The sequence below is a fragment of the Flavobacterium qiangtangense genome, assembly GCF_042658345.1.
In the GTDB taxonomy this organism is placed as follows: Bacteria; Bacteroidota; Bacteroidia; order Flavobacteriales; family Flavobacteriaceae; genus Flavobacterium; species Flavobacterium qiangtangense.
Window position 1 is genome coordinate 47,049 of record NZ_JBHSQB010000020.1, and the last position, 17,338, is coordinate 64,386.

Annotated in this window: 12 protein-coding genes; 7 read left to right on the plus strand and 5 right to left on the minus strand. The window is 34.8% G+C overall.

Going from position 1 to position 17,338, the window contains the following annotated elements:
• Positions 1-113: 113 nt before the first annotated feature.
• Entirely contained in the window at positions 114-2,558 is a 2,445-nt protein-coding gene (locus ACFPVY_RS16385; RefSeq protein ID WP_379793229.1) for a sodium-translocating pyrophosphatase, read from the plus strand.
• A 93-nt stretch (positions 2,559-2,651) separates the two neighbouring features.
• On the opposite strand, the gene ACFPVY_RS16390 is transcribed toward ACFPVY_RS16385, so the two are convergent.
• Together ACFPVY_RS16390 and ACFPVY_RS16395 are read right to left on the minus strand one after the other, a co-directional pair.
• Complete coding sequence (locus ACFPVY_RS16390; protein WP_379793230.1) at positions 2,652-3,266, minus strand: deoxynucleoside kinase; 615 nt, start codon at positions 3,264-3,266, stop codon at positions 2,652-2,654.
• Positions 3,266-4,057: a hypothetical protein gene (locus ACFPVY_RS16395; protein WP_379793231.1), complete on the minus strand. Its 792-nt coding sequence runs from the start codon at positions 4,055-4,057 to the stop codon at positions 3,266-3,268. Before ACFPVY_RS16395 ends, ACFPVY_RS16390 begins: the two co-directional genes overlap by 1 nt.
• A 118-nt stretch (positions 4,058-4,175) precedes the next feature.
• Here ACFPVY_RS16395 and ACFPVY_RS16400 point away from each other — a divergent pair, with 118 nt between their 5' ends.
• Complete coding sequence (locus ACFPVY_RS16400; protein WP_379793232.1) at positions 4,176-5,048, plus strand: GLPGLI family protein; 873 nt, start codon at positions 4,176-4,178, stop codon at positions 5,046-5,048.
• A gap of 3 nt (positions 5,049-5,051) precedes the next feature.
• Here ACFPVY_RS16400 and ACFPVY_RS16405 read toward each other — a convergent pair whose 3' ends face one another.
• Positions 5,052-5,732 (minus strand): response regulator transcription factor, encoded by a 681-nt coding sequence (locus ACFPVY_RS16405; protein WP_379793233.1) that lies wholly within the window; start codon positions 5,730-5,732, stop codon positions 5,052-5,054.
• Complete coding sequence (locus ACFPVY_RS16410) at positions 5,725-7,164, minus strand: sensor histidine kinase (protein WP_379793234.1); 1,440 nt, start codon at positions 7,162-7,164, stop codon at positions 5,725-5,727. The genes ACFPVY_RS16405 and ACFPVY_RS16410 overlap by 8 nt, the downstream gene beginning before the upstream one ends.
• 232 nt (positions 7,165-7,396) lie before the next feature.
• On the opposite strand from ACFPVY_RS16410, the gene ACFPVY_RS16415 reads away from it, so the two are divergent.
• The 4 genes from ACFPVY_RS16415 (at position 7,397) to ACFPVY_RS16430 (ending at position 14,419) form a co-directional block, all read left to right on the plus strand.
• Positions 7,397-8,239, plus strand: a complete 843-nt coding sequence (locus ACFPVY_RS16415) for a GLPGLI family protein (protein ID WP_379793236.1) — start codon at positions 7,397-7,399, stop codon at positions 8,237-8,239.
• Between the two features lie 131 nt (positions 8,240-8,370).
• A complete protein-coding gene (locus ACFPVY_RS16420; RefSeq protein ID WP_379793237.1) occupies positions 8,371-9,210 on the plus strand; it encodes a GLPGLI family protein in 840 nt (279 codons plus the stop codon).
• 44 nt (positions 9,211-9,254) lie between these two features.
• A complete protein-coding gene (locus ACFPVY_RS16425) occupies positions 9,255-11,975 on the plus strand; it encodes a carboxypeptidase regulatory-like domain-containing protein (RefSeq protein WP_379793238.1) in 2,721 nt (906 codons plus the stop codon).
• A gap of 137 nt (positions 11,976-12,112) precedes the next feature.
• Positions 12,113-14,419 (plus strand): tetratricopeptide repeat protein, encoded by a 2,307-nt coding sequence (locus tag ACFPVY_RS16430; RefSeq protein ID WP_379793239.1) that lies wholly within the window; start codon positions 12,113-12,115, stop codon positions 14,417-14,419.
• A 70-nt stretch (positions 14,420-14,489) separates the two neighbouring features.
• Here the strand turns inward: ACFPVY_RS16430 and metK are convergent, their stop codons facing one another.
• On the minus strand, positions 14,490-15,740 hold the full coding sequence (metK, locus tag ACFPVY_RS16435) for a methionine adenosyltransferase (protein WP_379793240.1): 1,251 nt from the start codon (positions 15,738-15,740) through the stop codon (positions 14,490-14,492).
• A gap of 299 nt (positions 15,741-16,039) precedes the next feature.
• Here metK and ACFPVY_RS16440 point away from each other — a divergent pair, with 299 nt between their 5' ends.
• Positions 16,040-16,942, plus strand: a complete 903-nt coding sequence (locus tag ACFPVY_RS16440) for a T9SS type A sorting domain-containing protein (protein ID WP_379793241.1) — start codon at positions 16,040-16,042, stop codon at positions 16,940-16,942.
• Positions 16,943-17,338: the final 396 nt, after the last annotated feature.

The window sequence follows — 17,338 nt, forward strand, 5'->3', positions numbered from 1 at the left end:
TCAAAATCCTAATAAATTATTAAAAAAGCAATATTCTTAGCCGAATATTGCTTTTTTATTTATGTTGGTTTCGTTACATTTACATATTATTAACCAAAACCAACAAATTTTTTATGGAATCAATTATGATTTATGTCCCAATGGTACTCGCCGTTGTCGGACTACTTTTTATGGCAGTTAAAAGATCTTGGGTTTTAAAACAAGATGCAGGAGATGGAAAAATGAAAGAAATTTCAGAGTACATCTACGAGGGAGCTTTAGCCTTTCTTAAAGCAGAATACAAATTATTGACTTTCTTCGTGATTGGCGCCAGCATTGCTCTTGCCGCAATCACATTTCTTCCAGGAGCAACCACGCATTTATCAATTGTCATCGCCTTCATTTTTGGGGCGTTTTTTTCTGCCTTGGCGGGAAATATGGGAATGAAAATCGCAACCAAAACCAATGTTAGAACAACGCAAGCGGCAAGAACAAGTTTGCCACAAGCTTTGAAAGTTTCTTTTGGTGGCGGAACTGTGATGGGACTTGGCGTTGCTGGTTTGGCCGTTTTAGGTCTGACCGCATTCTTTATTTTCTTTTTCCACTTTTTTATGAATGGTCAATGGGCTGAAGGTCTTTACAATGGAGAGACAAAAACGGCCAGCGAATTAATGACGATTCTTTTGGAAACTTTAGCCGGATTTTCTCTTGGAGCAGAATCCATTGCATTGTTCGCCAGGGTCGGAGGTGGAATTTACACAAAAGCAGCCGATGTTGGAGCTGATTTAGTTGGTAAAGTCGAAGCTGGAATTCCCGAAGATGATCCAAGAAATCCTGCTACAATTGCAGATAATGTGGGTGATAACGTGGGTGACGTCGCCGGAATGGGTGCCGATTTGTTTGGTTCGTATGTGGCAACAGTTTTGGCAGCAATGGTTTTAGGAAACTACGTAATTAAAGATATGGGTGGAAGCATTTCAGATGCTTTCGGAGGAATCGGACCAATTTTATTACCGATGTCAATCGCCGGAGTCGGAATTATCATTTCGATCATCGGAACTTTATTGGTGAAAATCAGCAGTAATGATGCAAAGGAAGCACAAGTTCAAGGTGCGCTAAACGTAGGGAATTGGGTTTCTATTGCTTTGACCGCTGTTGCGTGTTATTTCTTAGTCACTTGGATGTTGCCTCAAACTATGAAAATGGAATTCTTCGGAGAAGGACTTCGAGATATTTCTTCAATGCGAGTTTTCTACGCTACTTTAGTTGGATTATTTGTGGGAGCCGTAATTTCTTCGGTAACGGAATATTACACTGGTTTGGGTAAAAAACCAATCTTAGCAATCGTACAAAAATCAAGCACCGGTGCGGGAACAAATATTATCGCAGGTTTAGCAACGGGAATGATTTCAACTTTTCCAACGGTTTTATTATTTGCGGCAGCAATTTGGTCTTCGTATGCTTTCGCAGGATTTTATGGAGTGGCTTTGGCGGCTTCAGCGATGATGGCAACAACAGCAATGCAATTGGCAATCGATGCTTTCGGGCCAATTTCTGACAATGCTGGAGGAATCGCAGAAATGAGCGAATTGCCAAAAGAAGTGCGCCAAAGAACTGATATTTTAGATTCTGTAGGAAACACGACTGCAGCAACTGGAAAAGGTTTTGCAATTGCATCTGCTGCTTTGACTTCATTAGCTTTATTTGCAGCTTATGTAACTTTCACAGGCATTGACGGGATCAATATTTTCAAAGCTCCAGTTTTAGCGATGTTGTTTGTGGGCGGAATGATTCCGGTGGTTTTTTCAGCTTTGGCTATGAATTCCGTAGGAAAAGCAGCGATGGATATGGTTTACGAAGTGCGACGACAATTCCGAGAAATTCCAGGAATTATGGAAGGAACAGGAAAACCTGAATATGCAAAATGTGTTGATATTTCCACGAAAGCAGCTTTGAGAGAAATGATGCTTCCAGGAATTTTGACTATCGGATTTCCTATTGCAATTGTACTTTTAGGAAAATTGGTTTATCCAGAAAATAATCAATTAATTGCAGAAATGCTTGGTGGTTATATGGCCGGAGTTACTGTTTCGGGAGTACTTTGGGCAGTTTTCCAAAACAATGCCGGTGGAGCTTGGGACAATGCAAAAAAATCTTTTGAAGCTGGTGTAATGATCAACGGAGAAATGACTTACAAAGGTTCTGACGCGCACAAAGCGGCCGTTACCGGAGATACTGTCGGTGATCCATTTAAAGATACTTCTGGGCCTTCGATGAACATCTTGATAAAATTGACGTGTTTGATTGGTTTGGTAATTGCGCCAATTTTAGGAGGACACGATAATAATGTAAAAGTGGAAGAAGTAACAGAAACTGAATTTGTTCAAGCAATTCAAGCAGAAGCCAATCAACCGGCAGTTCAAACTTCAAAAGAAGTGCGAATTGAATCAATGAAAGATGCGGACGGAAAAGTGAAAACAACGGTAACCACAACAACAAATGACAAAGTAGATACCCAAGTTTTTGAAGGAACAGAAGCTGAAGTTAATGCGAAATTAGATGCTTATAGAAAGCAATAATTAAAGTTCTATTAATTCAAAATGCCTTTCGAAAGAAAGGCATTTTTTTAATCTTTTTTATCTCAATACTCAATTCTGAAATCTCAGTTCTATTTAAAATAGTCCGTTGATTTCAGCATTAATTCTATTAATAATATCTCCCAAATCTTCAGGATTATCTACAAAATTCAAATTGTCAACATCAATAATCAATAGCTTTCCAGAAGTATAACTTTCAATCCAGGCTTCATATCTTTCGTTCAGTCGGCTCAAATAATCGATGGAAATCGAGTTCTCATATTCGCGTCCTCTTTTGTGAATTTGGTTCACTAAATTTGGGATAGAACTTCTTAAATAAATCAACAAATCCGGACCTTCCACTAAAGTTTGCATCAAATCAAAAAGCGATTTATAGTTGGTAAAATCACGATTTGTCATCAATCCCATTGCGTGAAGATTCGGGGCAAAAATATGCGCATCTTCATAAATCGTTCGGTCTTGAATGATATTTTTTCCGCTTTCGCGAATTTGCAAAACTTGCCTGAAACGGCTGTTCAAGAAATAAATCTGCAGGTTGAATGACCAACGCTCCATTTGGTGGTAAAAATCATCCAAGTAAGGATTGTCAACAACGTCTTCAAAGTGCGGTTCCCACTTAAAATGTTTGGCTAATAAACGCGTTAGCGTTGTTTTTCCGGCTCCGATATTTCCTGCTACTGCTATGTGCATTATGGTAAAATAATTTTATATTGATATATTTCTTGCGATGTAAAAATAGATAAAATTTGCTCTTTATAGGAAAAACTTACGAAGCTTTTTTCATTTAAAGCGATTGGCGTTTTCTGGCTTTTTTCTAAATTATAGAAAAACAAATCATTATCTTTTTTTACCAAAATTTGGTTGGGAGAAACCACTTGAATTTGGTCGAAATCAGGAGCAATTCCAAGGAAATTGACTTTTCCGAAGAGATTTGAGACATACAAATTTTGCTTGGTGTCAATCCAATAAAAGTAATTATAATCTGATTGGTAAAATTTTAAATTTTGGTCAAAAGACTGTGTTATCGGCTGAAACGTATTTTTCAAAATATCAAATAAGCCCAACTTTTGCGATAGCATATCATAAATCCAAAGTCGATTTTGTGACGCCAAACTCACTGCTTCGGGATTCAACGGAATATTTAATTCTGAAAAATTAATCTTCGTGGTTTCGTTCAATTGGTTGTCTAATAAAACCGCCGTTGTGAACTGCTTGTAAAACAAAACTAGTTGTAACGGGTTCTGTAAATCGACTTGATGAATTTTTCCTAATGATACATTTTTATAGAAAGAAACTCGGTTGTTGCTGATTTTTCGGAACTCATTTTCATAGATGGAATACGCATTTCCGAAATTATCTTGGCCTAAAAATTGTCCGACTTCCCATTTTTCAGATTTAAAAAATAGCGGAGACATCGCTGGATGCTGAGCAAAACCTGCGTAAAAAGCCAAGAATAAAAGGGCAGAAAATACTTTTTTCATAAGGTCCCAATTTACGAATTACTTTAAGATTCGATGACTTTGATGCCTAAAATATTTAACAAAAGCTTGTAACAAATAATGTGCAAAATAGTCATATTTGTATCTTAAAACAGAATCTATGAAAAAGTTATTTTCAATCGCAATTGTTTTGTTGTCAGTGGTTTCAACGAGCGCTCAGGAATTTCAAGGCTTGGCGGTTTATGAATCAAAAACAAGCACGAGCGATTTTAAAGCAAATTTTGGCGGAAACCGAGAAATCACGCCAGAAATGCAAAAGAATATTGAGGAAAGAATGCGAAAAATGATGGAAAAAACCTTTGTTTTGAACTTCGATAAAACGGCTTCGATTTATAAAGAAGAAGAAAAATTAGACGCGCCAGGCCAGAATGGTGGCGGAATGCGAATGATGTCATCGATGATGGGTGGCGGTGGAACGACGTATAAAAACGTCAAAGAAAAAATCTATTCTGTTGATAAAGAATTTATGGGAAAAGAGTTTTTGGTTCAAGATTCGCTTCCAAAATTAGACTGGAAAATGGAATCAGAAACCAAGCAAATTGGCGGTTACACGTGTTACAAAGCGACGGCTGTAAAACCGGTAAGCCAATCAGATTTCAGAAATTTTAGACCTAAAAAAGAAGAAGCGAAAAAAGAAGAAAAAGAGAAAACGACCAACTTGATGGATAGTTTTGAAATGCCAAAAGAAGTGACCATCACGGCTTGGTATGCACCAGAAATTCCAATCAATCAAGGGCCAGAAAATTATTGGGGATTGCCAGGATTAATTTTGGAAGTCAGCGATGGAAAAACAGTAATTCTTTGTTCAAAAATAGTCTTGAATGCCAAAGAAAAAGTGGCGATAAAAGCGCCAACCAAAGGAAAGGTGATTTCCCAAAAAGAATATGACGAAACCGTGACCAAAAAAATGGAAGAAATGCGCGAGCAGTTCAAAAATGGTGGCGGAAGACCGAATTTTAGAATGGGGAATTAATTCTCAATCAATCAATTTATAGCCTTGATTTCGAATATTTATAATCTGGATATTTGTGTCGAGGCTTAATTTTTTACGAAGCTTTGTAATAAAAACATCCATGCTTCGGCCGTTGAAAAAGTCGTCGTCGCCCCAGATTTTCTTCAAGACAATCGAACGGTCTAAGATTTCGTTTCTATTTTCAATCAAAAGATAAAGCAAGGAAGCTTCTCGATGCGTGAGAGAAATTACGGTTTCTGAATGGCTCAAAATTTGTTTTGTGAGGTTGAAAGTATAACTTCCAATGGAAAGATTTTCTTCTTTGTTATCATTTGAAATCCTTCCTAAAAGCGCATGAATCCTGACAATCAGTTCCTCCATACTGAAAGGTTTCTTGAGATAATCATTTCCACCGAAGTTAAATCCGTCAACCACGTCTTGCGTTTGCGATTTTGCGGTCAAAAAAATAATCGGAATCTTTTTATCAATTTTTCTGATTTCTTTGGCTAATGTAAAACCGTCTTTTTTGGGCATCATCACGTCAAGCACCAAAATAGCCGGCTTGTTTTTTAAAAATTCCACAGAAGCTTCTTCGCCGTCTTTGCAATGCATGACTTGAAAATTTCGGGTTTCCAAACTTTCCTTGATGATTTGTGCTAACGCCAATTCGTCTTCGGCCAAAATTATTTTTATTTTATCACTCATTCGGAAGCGTAATTTTAAAAACGGTTTTCGAATTTACAATCAATTCAATGGTTCCGTTGTGTTTTTCGATGATTTTTTTGGAATAATATAATCCAATCCCAAAACCTTTTATGTCGTGAATATTTCCTTTTTGGATTCGATAAAATTTCTCAAAAATCTTTTCACGCTCCTTTTTTTCGATTCCTTTTCCGTTGTCTTCAATTGAAATTAGAACTTTATTTTTTTCGGTTTTCAGAAAAATTCCCACCGAAGTTCCGCCATATTTTACAGCGTTATCTAAGATGTTTGAAATTGCATTTTCTAAATGAAATGCATCGACTTTTAGATTAAATTCCTCAAAATCAGAATTAAAACTAAAATTTTTTCCAATGGAATTCATTTGATGTTTTTCGATATTGCTTTGAAGTAATTCGACTAAATCAACAGTTTCTTTGTTCAAAATTATTTTATCGGTTTCCAATGACGCGGTTTCTAAAAGTTTTTCGACCATAACTTCCAGCTTCTTCAATTGTTGGTTCGAAATATCAATATAACGTGTGGTTTTTTCTTTATCGTCATTTTCGTTAAAACTTTTTATTCCTTCTAAAGCTGTTGAAACCGTGGTAATTGGCGTTTTAAATTCGTGCGTGATATTGCTAATCAAATCGTTTTTCATTTCATCGATTTTCTTCTGACGATTAATAGTTTTGAGCAAATATAAAAGACAAAAAATTATAGAAAGCGATAACAATAGAGAAAGCACAATTTCGGTCATGCTTCGTTTTAAAATATCAAATGTTGGATCTGAAAACAGCAGTTTTAGCTTTTGATTTGGCGGTAAAAAGGTTGAATTTGAAAATGTATTTAGCGACAAGTTTTTAGAAATATGATAATTTTGAAAAATAGTATCAGCTTTAAAATGTTGTAATCCAAATAGAATTGAAATATCTTTTCTCGTCAATTCTTTATTTAAAGTTTTTTCGATTTTATCAAATTCTATCGAATCCTTTCGCATCGAAATGATGATTTTATTTGTAAAATTGGTCAACTTTGAAATGCTGTCATATACAGGTTTTCCTTTAATAACATTCATTGACGAAATTTTTTCGGGATCGATCGACGAGATTTTTATCGGATTTTTTTTGGTTTTTGCATTTTTCTGAGTGTTGACATTCAATTTGATGTAATTGGAAGTGTCAAGTGCATTTTCAATCGTGGCAATCCTTTTATTTTTGTATCCAGAGTTGTCAATTTTTAAGGCAGTAACTTTTTTAATGCTTCCTTTTTTACTTTGGTTTATAGAATTTTCAAACGCGGTGTCAAGAATTGCATTGTCAATGAAATTTGAATTATTGGTAGAATCTGTTCCAATAAAAGAAATAAAATCTTCTTTTATATCTTCGGCATAATAATGTTCGATGCTGTTATCAAAGGCAATTTGAACGTCAATCATTAACCGGCGTTTATTTTCTTCAAAGTTTTTTAAATTCCAATATATCTGTAAACTTATAGTTGCCAGTATCGTAATGGTTATAAAAAGCAAAATATATTTATAATTCTTTGATTTCATCTTCCAAAAGTATAAACTAAAAGTATTGAATCTGCGCTGTTAACAATCGTTAACTTACATTAACCAAATTTAAATTTTCATCTGGTTTAATTTGCAATAATCAAACAACAAGATCATGACAAAAATTATTTTAAAAGTAAGCTTCGTTTTTTTATTTCTTTCGGCAAATGCGGTCACCGCCCAAAATTTTAATGGAACCGCTGTTTATGAATCAAAAACAAAAACTGACGGTATTGACGTTACCAGCAACGACATGACTGATGATATGAAAAAAGAAATGAACGAAAAAGTGGCGAAAGCTTTTGAAAAAACTTATATTTTAAATTTCAATAAATTCGAATCATTTTATTTTCAAGAGGAAAAATTGGAAGCTCCATCACCTGGCACAAACAAAGGCGTCACTTTTAAGGTGAGCGGAAGTGACAAAAAAATATATAAAAACAGTAAAGAAAAAATAGAACTTTCAGAAGAGGAGTTTTTTGGAAAAGAGTTTTTGGTACAAGATTCATTGCCAAATTGGAATTGGAAATTAGAATCTGAAACTAAAAAAATTGGAAATTATACTTGCCATAAAGCCACTTTTATAATTCCAGTTTCTGAAGAAGACAAAAAGGAATTCGAAAACCTAAAAAAAGATAAAAATGATGAAAAGACAAATCTTCTTGAACTAAGCGAACCAAAAGAAAAACTAGTTACCGCATGGTACGCGCCAGAAATTCCAGTTTCATTCGGTCCAGATAAATACGGAGGTTTGCCAGGTTTGATTTTAGAATTAAATGACGGACAAACAATTATTCTTTGTTCTAAAATTAGCTTGAATCCTAAATCAAAGACTGAAATCAAAAGGCTTTCAAAAGGAAAAAAAGTGACCCAAAAGCAATATGAAGAAATTGTAGTAAAACAACTAGGAAGCATGAAAAATTCTAAAGGACAACTTGAAATGCACGTTGGAAATTGAAATCATTATAATCTCAAGCGTTCATTTTTCAAAAGCAAAAACTATATTCGTTAAAATTTGCGAGTTAACAATCATTAACTAAAACGAACCGCAATAAATATTTATTTGCCTTCAAATTAAATCAAAAAACAATGACAAAAATTATTTTCCAAATTTCGACAATCACCCTTTTGTTTCTTAGTAATTTGGGTCAAGCCCAAGATTTTTATGGTCAGGCAGTTTACGAGACAAAAGTTCAGATGAACGATTTTAAATTCACTAAACAAGAAATGCCGGAAGCAGTGCAAGCACAATTGCAGGAAAAAATGCGAAAAGCTTTTGAAAAAACATTTGTGTTGAATTTCAATAAATTTGAGTCGATTTATTTCCAAGAGGAAAAATTAGAAGCTCCAAGTCTGGGTTCTGGCGGGTTTAAAATGATGAGTGCGGCCGAAGGAAAACAATACAAAAATGTAAAGGAAAAGATTGCTATTTCAGAAGAAGATTTGTTTGGCAAGGAATTTTTGGTTCAAGATTCCTTGCCAAAGTGGGACTGGAAATTAGAAAACGAAACCAAGAAAATAGGAAATTATACGTGTCACAAAGCCACAATCTTAATTCCGGTTTCAGAAGAGGATTTGAAAGATTTTGAGGAAAGTAAAAAGATTCAAGCTAATAGCAAAACTACTTTCATCCAAATTCAAGAACCAAAAGAGAAAATAATTACGGCTTGGTACACGCCAGAAATTCCGGTTTCGCAAGGTCCAGACGAATATTGGGGATTGCCAGGTTTGATTTTGGAAGTAAATGACGGAAAGAAAATGGCTCTTTGTTCTAAAATTATTTTAAATCCGAAGGAAAAATCTGAAATAAAAAGACCAAAAAAAGGCAAAAAAGTGAACCAAAAAGAGTTTGAGGAAATTACCAAAAAACAATTGGAAAGCATGAAAGACGCCAACGGAATGATTCACATAAACGCTAGCGGACGTTAGTCTAAACCAAAAATTATATATCTTCACGCTCTTATATTTTTACAATGAAAAAGTCGATTTTCCTTTTCTTTTTTACCCTTTTTTCAATTCTTGCCAGTGCACAAAACATCAGATTTGAAGGTTTTATAACCGATTCAAAAGCAACTGGACTTGAAATGGCGAACGTCATGGCTATTAATCAGTCGAATAACGCGATGGATTCGTATGCAATTACAAACGACAAAGGAAAATTCCAACTTTCGCTGAAAGCCAATACTTCGTATAAAGTTAAAGTAAGTTATATCGGGTTTCAAGCCAAGGAAATCGACGTGCAAACCGGAACTGAAAACATGAACCAAGCCATAATTTTGGAAGAAGGAATTGGTTTGGACGAAGTTGAAATTGTCAGTGAAATGCCGGTTTCCATCAAAGGAGACACGATTGTGTACAACTCAGATTCTTTCACGAATGGAACCGAAAGAAAGCTTGGCGACATCTTGAAAAAACTTCCCGGTGTTGAGGTAAACAAAGACGGACAGATTCAAGTGGAAGGAAAAACCGTGCAGAAATTGATGGTGGATGGCAAAGATTTTTTTGACGGCGATACCAAATTAGGCGTGCAAAATATTCCAGCAGATGCTGTAGATAAAGTGCAGGTTTTACGAAATTACAACGAAGTTTCGCAATTGAAAGGCCTTGAAAATAATGAAGAAAATATTGCCATGAATATCAAACTGAAAGAAGGGAAAAAGAACTTTTGGTTTGGAGATATCACAGGCGGAGTGGGAGTTGGCCACGAAGAAGAGCGTTATATTGCCAATCCAAAATTATTTTATTACAGTCCAAAATACAGTTTAAATCTTTTGGCAAATTTCAATAATATTGGCGAATTGCCTTTTACGTCGCAAGATTATTTCAAGTTTACCGGCGGTTTCAGAGGAATCATGCGAAAAGGAGGAACCAATTTTAATGTGGCTTCCAACGATTTAGGGATTTCTATGGCTAGAAATAATCGGGCAAAGGAAATCGAGACGCAATTTGGTGCTGCTAATTTCAGTTACAATCCCGCAAAATCGTGGACGTTGAGCGGTTTTGGAATTATCACTTCCAGCGATACGGAGATGGAAACGATTACCAGAAATACTTACTTGAATACAGAAACTGGCGAAGTGGAAACCGAGCAACTTTCTGATGAAAAATCAATGCAGAAATCTCGTCTCGGACTTTTTAAATTGAGTTCAAGTTACATTCCGAGCGAGAAAGTTCATTTTGATTATGATGTACTTTTGAAAACTTCAAAACAAGACGAAAATCTGGGACTTTTGACCACGCAATCGGGTCAAGGAATCAGTAATACTCAGGATATTTATACTGATAAAAATCAAAACCCGTTTTCGATAAATCAGAATTTGAATTATTATTATACGATTGATGAAAAGAATGTTTTGGCGTTTGAAGCGCAACATTTATACCAAGAAGAAGATCCTTTTTACAATGCAAATTTATTGATTCAGCCGTTTAATTTGACGGGTTACGACAGTTCGCAACAGCGAAATAATTTGAACCAAGAACGTTTTGTAAAAACAAATAAAATTGATGCAAAATTGGATTATTATTATATGTTGACGCCAAAAAGCAACATAAATTTTACGCTTGGAGATACGTATTCATATCAGAATTTCAACTCGCATATTTTCCAGATTTTAGACAATCAGTTCCGGAATGATTTGAGCGCTCCAGAAAATAATAACGATGTAAATTATAGTTTCAACGACGTATTTATGGGAGTTCACTTCAAATTTATCACCGGAAAATTTACATTTAATCCGGGAGTTAGCGTTCATAATTACTTCATGAAAAACGAGCAATTGGGTTCTGATTTCGACCGAAGTTTCTTCCGAGTTTTGCCTGACGTTTATGCTTTGTACCAAATTAAGAAATCAGAAACGCTGACGTATAATTTTTCACTTCAGAATGATTTTACAGACATTTCGCAATTGGCCGAAGGCAATATTTTTTCAAGTTACAACAGCCTTTTCCGCGGTCAGCGAAATTTAGAAAATGCCTTAAGCCAGACACATTCGCTTCGATATTTTAAGTTTAATATGTTTAATCAAACCAATGTTTCGGGATTTGTAAACTATAACAAACGAGTGGACGCGGTGAAAAGAATCGCTGAATTTGAAGGAATCAATCAAACTTCAATACCTTATAATTCAAATTTTGCTGATGAAACCTTGACTGGATTTTTCCGTTACGGAAGATCTTTTGCTAGATTTTACAAAGCTTCGGTTAGCGCGAATTTAAGTTGGTCGAAGCAAAATAACATTCAAGTGGATCGCGTGACGCAAGCCCAAGTTTTTACCGCGCCAGAAACATTTACGCAAGGTTATAATTTTACTTTTTCTACGAATTTTAAAAATCTTCCGAGTTTGGAATTGGGTTATGGCGTAACGATTAATGAATATCAAAACGATGTTTTTTACAACCATTCGCCGTTTGCCAATTTGGAGTATTATTTCTTGGATGCATTTTCGTTCAAAGCAGAATATGAGTTCAATAAATATTCAAATAAAGCGAAAACCGTTGATAATCAATATGATTTCTTGTCTGTAAATTTATCGTATCAAAAGAAAGACAGCAAATTTGAATATAAAATCGGAGCTACAAATCTCTTGAATACGAGAACTTTAAACGATGATAGTTTCAATCAGTTTTTTACTAGAACTTCGCAATATCGTGTACAGCCAAGGTATTTGATTTTCTCGGTGCGATATAATTTGTAAAATTTACTCGCTTAAAATAGTAGAAACAAAAGTAAGATTTTGCTTCAAAAAATTTCTTCGTAATTCTTTTAATTGGTTTGATTTTGTCTTTAAAAAAAAATTACATTTGTTAGATACAAGACAAAAAAATAGAATTTATGAAGAAATTTTTCTTTCCGTCAATGCTGTTGTTGGCAAGTGTTTCTTACGCTCAAAAAGCCATTACGCCAGGAACTTACCTTTCGACTTCTGAAGGGCAAAGTATTAAATTAAGGCTGACAACCGACAAAAAATTTGAAATTGTACTTTTTCACGGAGACTATGAAATTAAAAATGACACGCTGAAACTTGGCGGGACGGTCAGCGAATCTGCTTCAGATTTTGCGGTTAATTTTACTTCGGATGGAAATCCAAGTCCGGGGAAAGTGAAGGTGCAATTGTTCGGAAAAAATGCATCTTTATATAGTTCGAGCATTTATATCGGAACTCAAAACGGAAAAGCAACTCCGGTTTTCAAAAATCTTTCTGAATTTTCTTCGGAGACAAATTACAATGAAGATGAACTAAATTTTGAGGTTGATCGTGCAGAATTTATTTATTTGGTAAAGGAGGATTTTTATTCAGAATCGACAATTGAAAAGTATGTTCTTCCGAAAAATAAAAATGAAATCAAGTTTGAATATAATCCGAATTACTTCGGAAAAATGAGGCTTGAAGGTTATTACAATGAAAAAGACGAATTGGTAATTGCTGAAAAAAATAAGAAAAGTCCATTGATGTTTTTGGAAGAAAGCAAGATTAATAGCACTCCAAAAACTTCTGAAAAACCAGTTGAAACCAAAAAAGAAAAAAACTGGACGTATGCCGGGAAAACGGAAGGTTTAGACGCTTATACTGCGGTAGATTCAACTTATGCGCCATCAAATTTTAAGTTGGTCGTACAAGATAATTTTCAAAAAGCGCTGGAATCTACGAAGAAAACACCTCAAAAATTCCTTGTAATTTCATACGATCCAGATAACAAAATGAGCAAAAGTGAATTTGATGAGTTCATTAAAAACCAACAATATTCATTGGGAAGTTATATGTCGTATTCAGATGAATCTAAGGATTTTGACCGCTATAATTTTTATAACGCCTCTGCGAAAGACAAGTCTTGGGCCACAAAAAATAAAATAACAGATGTTCCCTCAACGATTGTTTTAGACGCCGACGGAAATATCTTAAGTCAAACAAAAGGAAGCGTTTCTTCAAATCAATATATTTTTGACGTTTATGGTTCTGCTTCTGAAAGTTTAAAGCAAGTAAGATCCCTTAAAGAACTTGAGAAAACGCTTAACGGAAAGACGAAAGAAGATGTAATTCTGAAAAAATTAGCGGAACTTTCTGATGATAATCCTGGAGGCTGGTCAATTTATCCGCCGTCGCCATCAGTTACTGAAGTTGTTGAAGTTCCCGCGCCTAGTTATCCTGTAAATCAAGAAGGAGATGAAGTTGTTGAAGAAATTGTGCAAGTTGAGGGCGTTAAATCTGAAAATTATTACCAACAAAACGAGCCAGTTTATGCTAAGACAAACATTGATAAAAAGAAATTGTTGGCGACTTGGGATAAGATTGTAAACAGTCGTTCGAAAGATTCAAAACCAAATATGGATTTTGTGAAAGTTGCCTTGGCTGAAGCCCAAAATACTGGCTTTTACAAGAAGATTTTCAATGAAGAAAGACTGTATGACGAAACAAATTTTAAAGCAATTGATTATTTGATAAAACATTATGACGCAATTTTAGCGGAGCAATCGGCAAAATCTGCAGACAGTGTTGCGGTGGCGTACGGCGATTACTATGGATCAACGATTGAAACGCTGTTGCCAAATGCAATTTCGAGTAATAGAAATTTTACCGACGGAGATGTTTCTGCAGATTATCAACGCCGCGTTTTAGGTATTTATAAAAAGTTGATGGAAAAACAATCTGGGAATTGGTATCTGAATAATTCTTATTTCGATACCTTAGAAAACTTTGCCAGAACAGCAAATGGCGAGCAAGAATATGTAAGCGAATATGATTTGTTTTTCAATAAATTATTTGCCAGCGGTAATGAAATTGAAGTTCTAAACGATTTGTTTTCCGACGAGAAAAATTCCCAATACGGTTACGGCGATTGGACTTCTTATAAAGCAAATTATGCCCAAATGTCAAACCAAGGAGCGTGGTTTGTGGTTGAAAAAAGTAACAATCCAGAATCAATTAAAAAAGCGATAAAATGGTCGGAATCAAGCTTGAGAATTGATAAAAACAGTCCGTATTATTTAGATACTTTGGCGCAATTGTATTACAAAAACGGAGAGAAACAGAAGGCGATTTCCACGCAAGAAAAAGCAGTTAAAAACGCAAACGAAATTGATGAAACCACAAGGCAAGAAATGGAAATTGTCTTAGAAAAAATGAAAAATGGAACCTATTAATTCCTGATAAAAAACAAAAAACCTTCAGCGAAAACTGAAGGTTTTTTTATATTTAAATTTTTTGGAAGAATTAAATTCCAAAAGCACTTTTCACTTGATCAACAAAGTCTAATTTTTCCCAAGTAAACAATTCAACAGTAACCGTTTTTTCTTCACCATTTGGCGTTCTAAACGTTTTTGTTACCGTTTCAGGAGTTCTTCCCATGTGTCCGTAAGCAGCAGTTTCGCTATAAATTGGGTTTCTAAGTTTTAATCTTTGCTCGATAAAATAAGGACGCATATCAAAAATAGCTTCTACTTTTTTGCTGATTTCTCCGTCAGTCAAATTTACTTTCGAAGTTCCATAAGTTACCACGTTAATTGAAGTAGGTTTTGCAACTCCAATAGCATAAGAAACCTGAACTAAAACTTCGTCAGCCAAACCTGCAGCAACTAAATTTTTAGCAATATGACGTGTTGCATAAGCCGCACTTCTGTCTACTTTACTTGGATCTTTTCCAGAAAAAGCACCACCACCGTGAGCACCTTTTCCGCCATAAGTGTCAACGATAATTTTTCTTCCTGTCAAACCAGTATCTCCGTGAGGTCCACCAATTACAAATTTACCCGTTGGGTTGATGTGATACGTGATATCGTCGTTAAATAAATGTGCGTATTGAGGATATTTTGCCTTAATTCTAGGAATCAAAATGGCTACTAAATCGCTTTTAATTTTGGCCAACATCTCTGCTTCTGGAGCAAAATCATCATGTTGTGTCGAAATTACGATGGCGTCAATTCGCTGTGGTTTGTTATCGTCAGAATATTCTAAAGTAACCTGAGATTTTGCATCGGGACGCAAGTAATTAATTTCAGAATTTTCTCTTCTCAAAACAGCCAACTCTCTCAATAATGCGTGAGACAAATCTAACGCCAACGGCATATAATTTTCAGTTTCATTTGTTGCATAACCAAACATCATTCCTTGATCTCCAGCACCTTGCTCTTCTTTGCTTGCTCTGTCAACACCTTGATTAATGTCTTGAGACTGCTCATGAATTGCAGATAAAACACCACAAGAATTAGCCTCAAACATATATTCGCTTTTTGTATAACCAATTTTTTTGATCACATCACGAGCAATTTGTTGAACGTCTAAATATGTTTTTGATTTTACTTCTCCTGCCAAAATTACTTGTCCGGTTGTTACCAAAGTTTCACAAGCCACCTTTGATTCAGCGTCAAAAGCCAAGAAATTATCAATTAATGCATCAGAAATTTGGTCAGCAATTTTATCTGGATGTCCTTCACTCACAGACTCTGACGTAAATAAATAAGCCATATATTTTTATTTTAATTTTTTTCGGAAAAAATTGCAGGAAAAAGCTAAAGGAGGGTTTCTGCTTTAGCATTTTTTACGATATTGAAATAGTTCAATATCAGAGGTTGCAATCAGTTCAAATTTTTCCTCTTATGTTTAGTCTGCAAAGTAACGAAGACTTTTGAAAATAACAAAGCACAAAGCAAACAGATATAAAAATGATTTTCTTATTGAAATTTAAAGAAGTTATTTTTGTTAAAATTTTCTCACATATTAAAAAATTTATTAACTTTAGTTCTTTAACTTGAAAATTTTATATTATGAAAAAAACTTTACTTTCTTTGTTATTTTTATCTGTTGGAACGCTGGCTCAGGCTCAAAACTTATTGCAAGAGAATTTTGACTCGTTCACAGCTTTAGCAACAGCGGGATGGACAAACACCAATCAAAGTTCTCCGTTAGGTGCATCGACTTGGGCACAAGGGGGAGGAACTGCATTTTCAACAGGTGGGTTTAATGGAGGTGCAACTTCTTTTACATTGTGTAATTTTAATAGCACAACTGGTGCTGGAACAATTAGTAACTGGTTGATTACTCCGGTGGTTAGCCTACAAAATGGTGATATTGTCACATTTTACAGCAGATCTGGTGGAACAGGAGCGGCTCCTGTTTATCCTGACCGTTTAGAATTAAGATTAAGTACTAATGGCGCTACTACTGTCAATCCAACTGGCGGGTCTGCAGGAGTTGGGGATTTTACAACTGTTGCACTTTCAATCAATCCTAATTTGACTAGTACAGGTTATCCATTTACTTGGACACAATATACTTATACAGTTACTGGTTTAACAGGTGTTGTACCTTGTAAATTGGCGTTCAGATATTTTGTAACAAGTGGAGGTCCAGATGGTGCAAACTCAAATATCGTCGGAGTTGATGCTTTATCTATAGATAGACCAACTGCTGGAACTTCAGATTTCTTCGCTAAAAATTTCGCAGTTTATCCAAATCCATCAAACGGAATTATTAACGTAGCATCTAAAAATAACAATGCAATTGACGCAATTCAATTAACAGATTTGAACGGAAGAGTTGTTAAAAATATTAATGCAAATGGTGTGTCTGATACACAAATTAATATCTCTGATTTAACTTCTGGAGTTTATTTCTTGAATATTAAAACAGAAGTTGGTTTAGGTACTACTAAAATTGTAAAGAACTAAATTACAGCATTTTAAAAACAAAAACCTGCTTAATTTTAAGCAGGTTTTTTTGTGTCTAAAAAATAAAATAAATGTTAAAGTTTAAAATTGTGTGTTGCAAATCCAAAAATAGTTCTGAAGTTTGCATCATCAAAAAGTAACAAAAATGAAAAATATTATTTGTCATATGTATTGCAAAATGTGGAGAAATTCTGCAGAGCGTACTATTGCCAAATTTTAAATTTTTTAAAATATATAGCAAAAAGCCTCTGCCGAAAAGCAGAGGTTTTTTTTTGAAAATGAATCAAGAATTAAAAATACCAGAATTGAAATTCTCTATTAACTAACTCAACCATTTCAATTCTCCTCCTCAAATTTTTTTTTGAGGAGGTTAAAAAAGATAAAAGATGAATACGA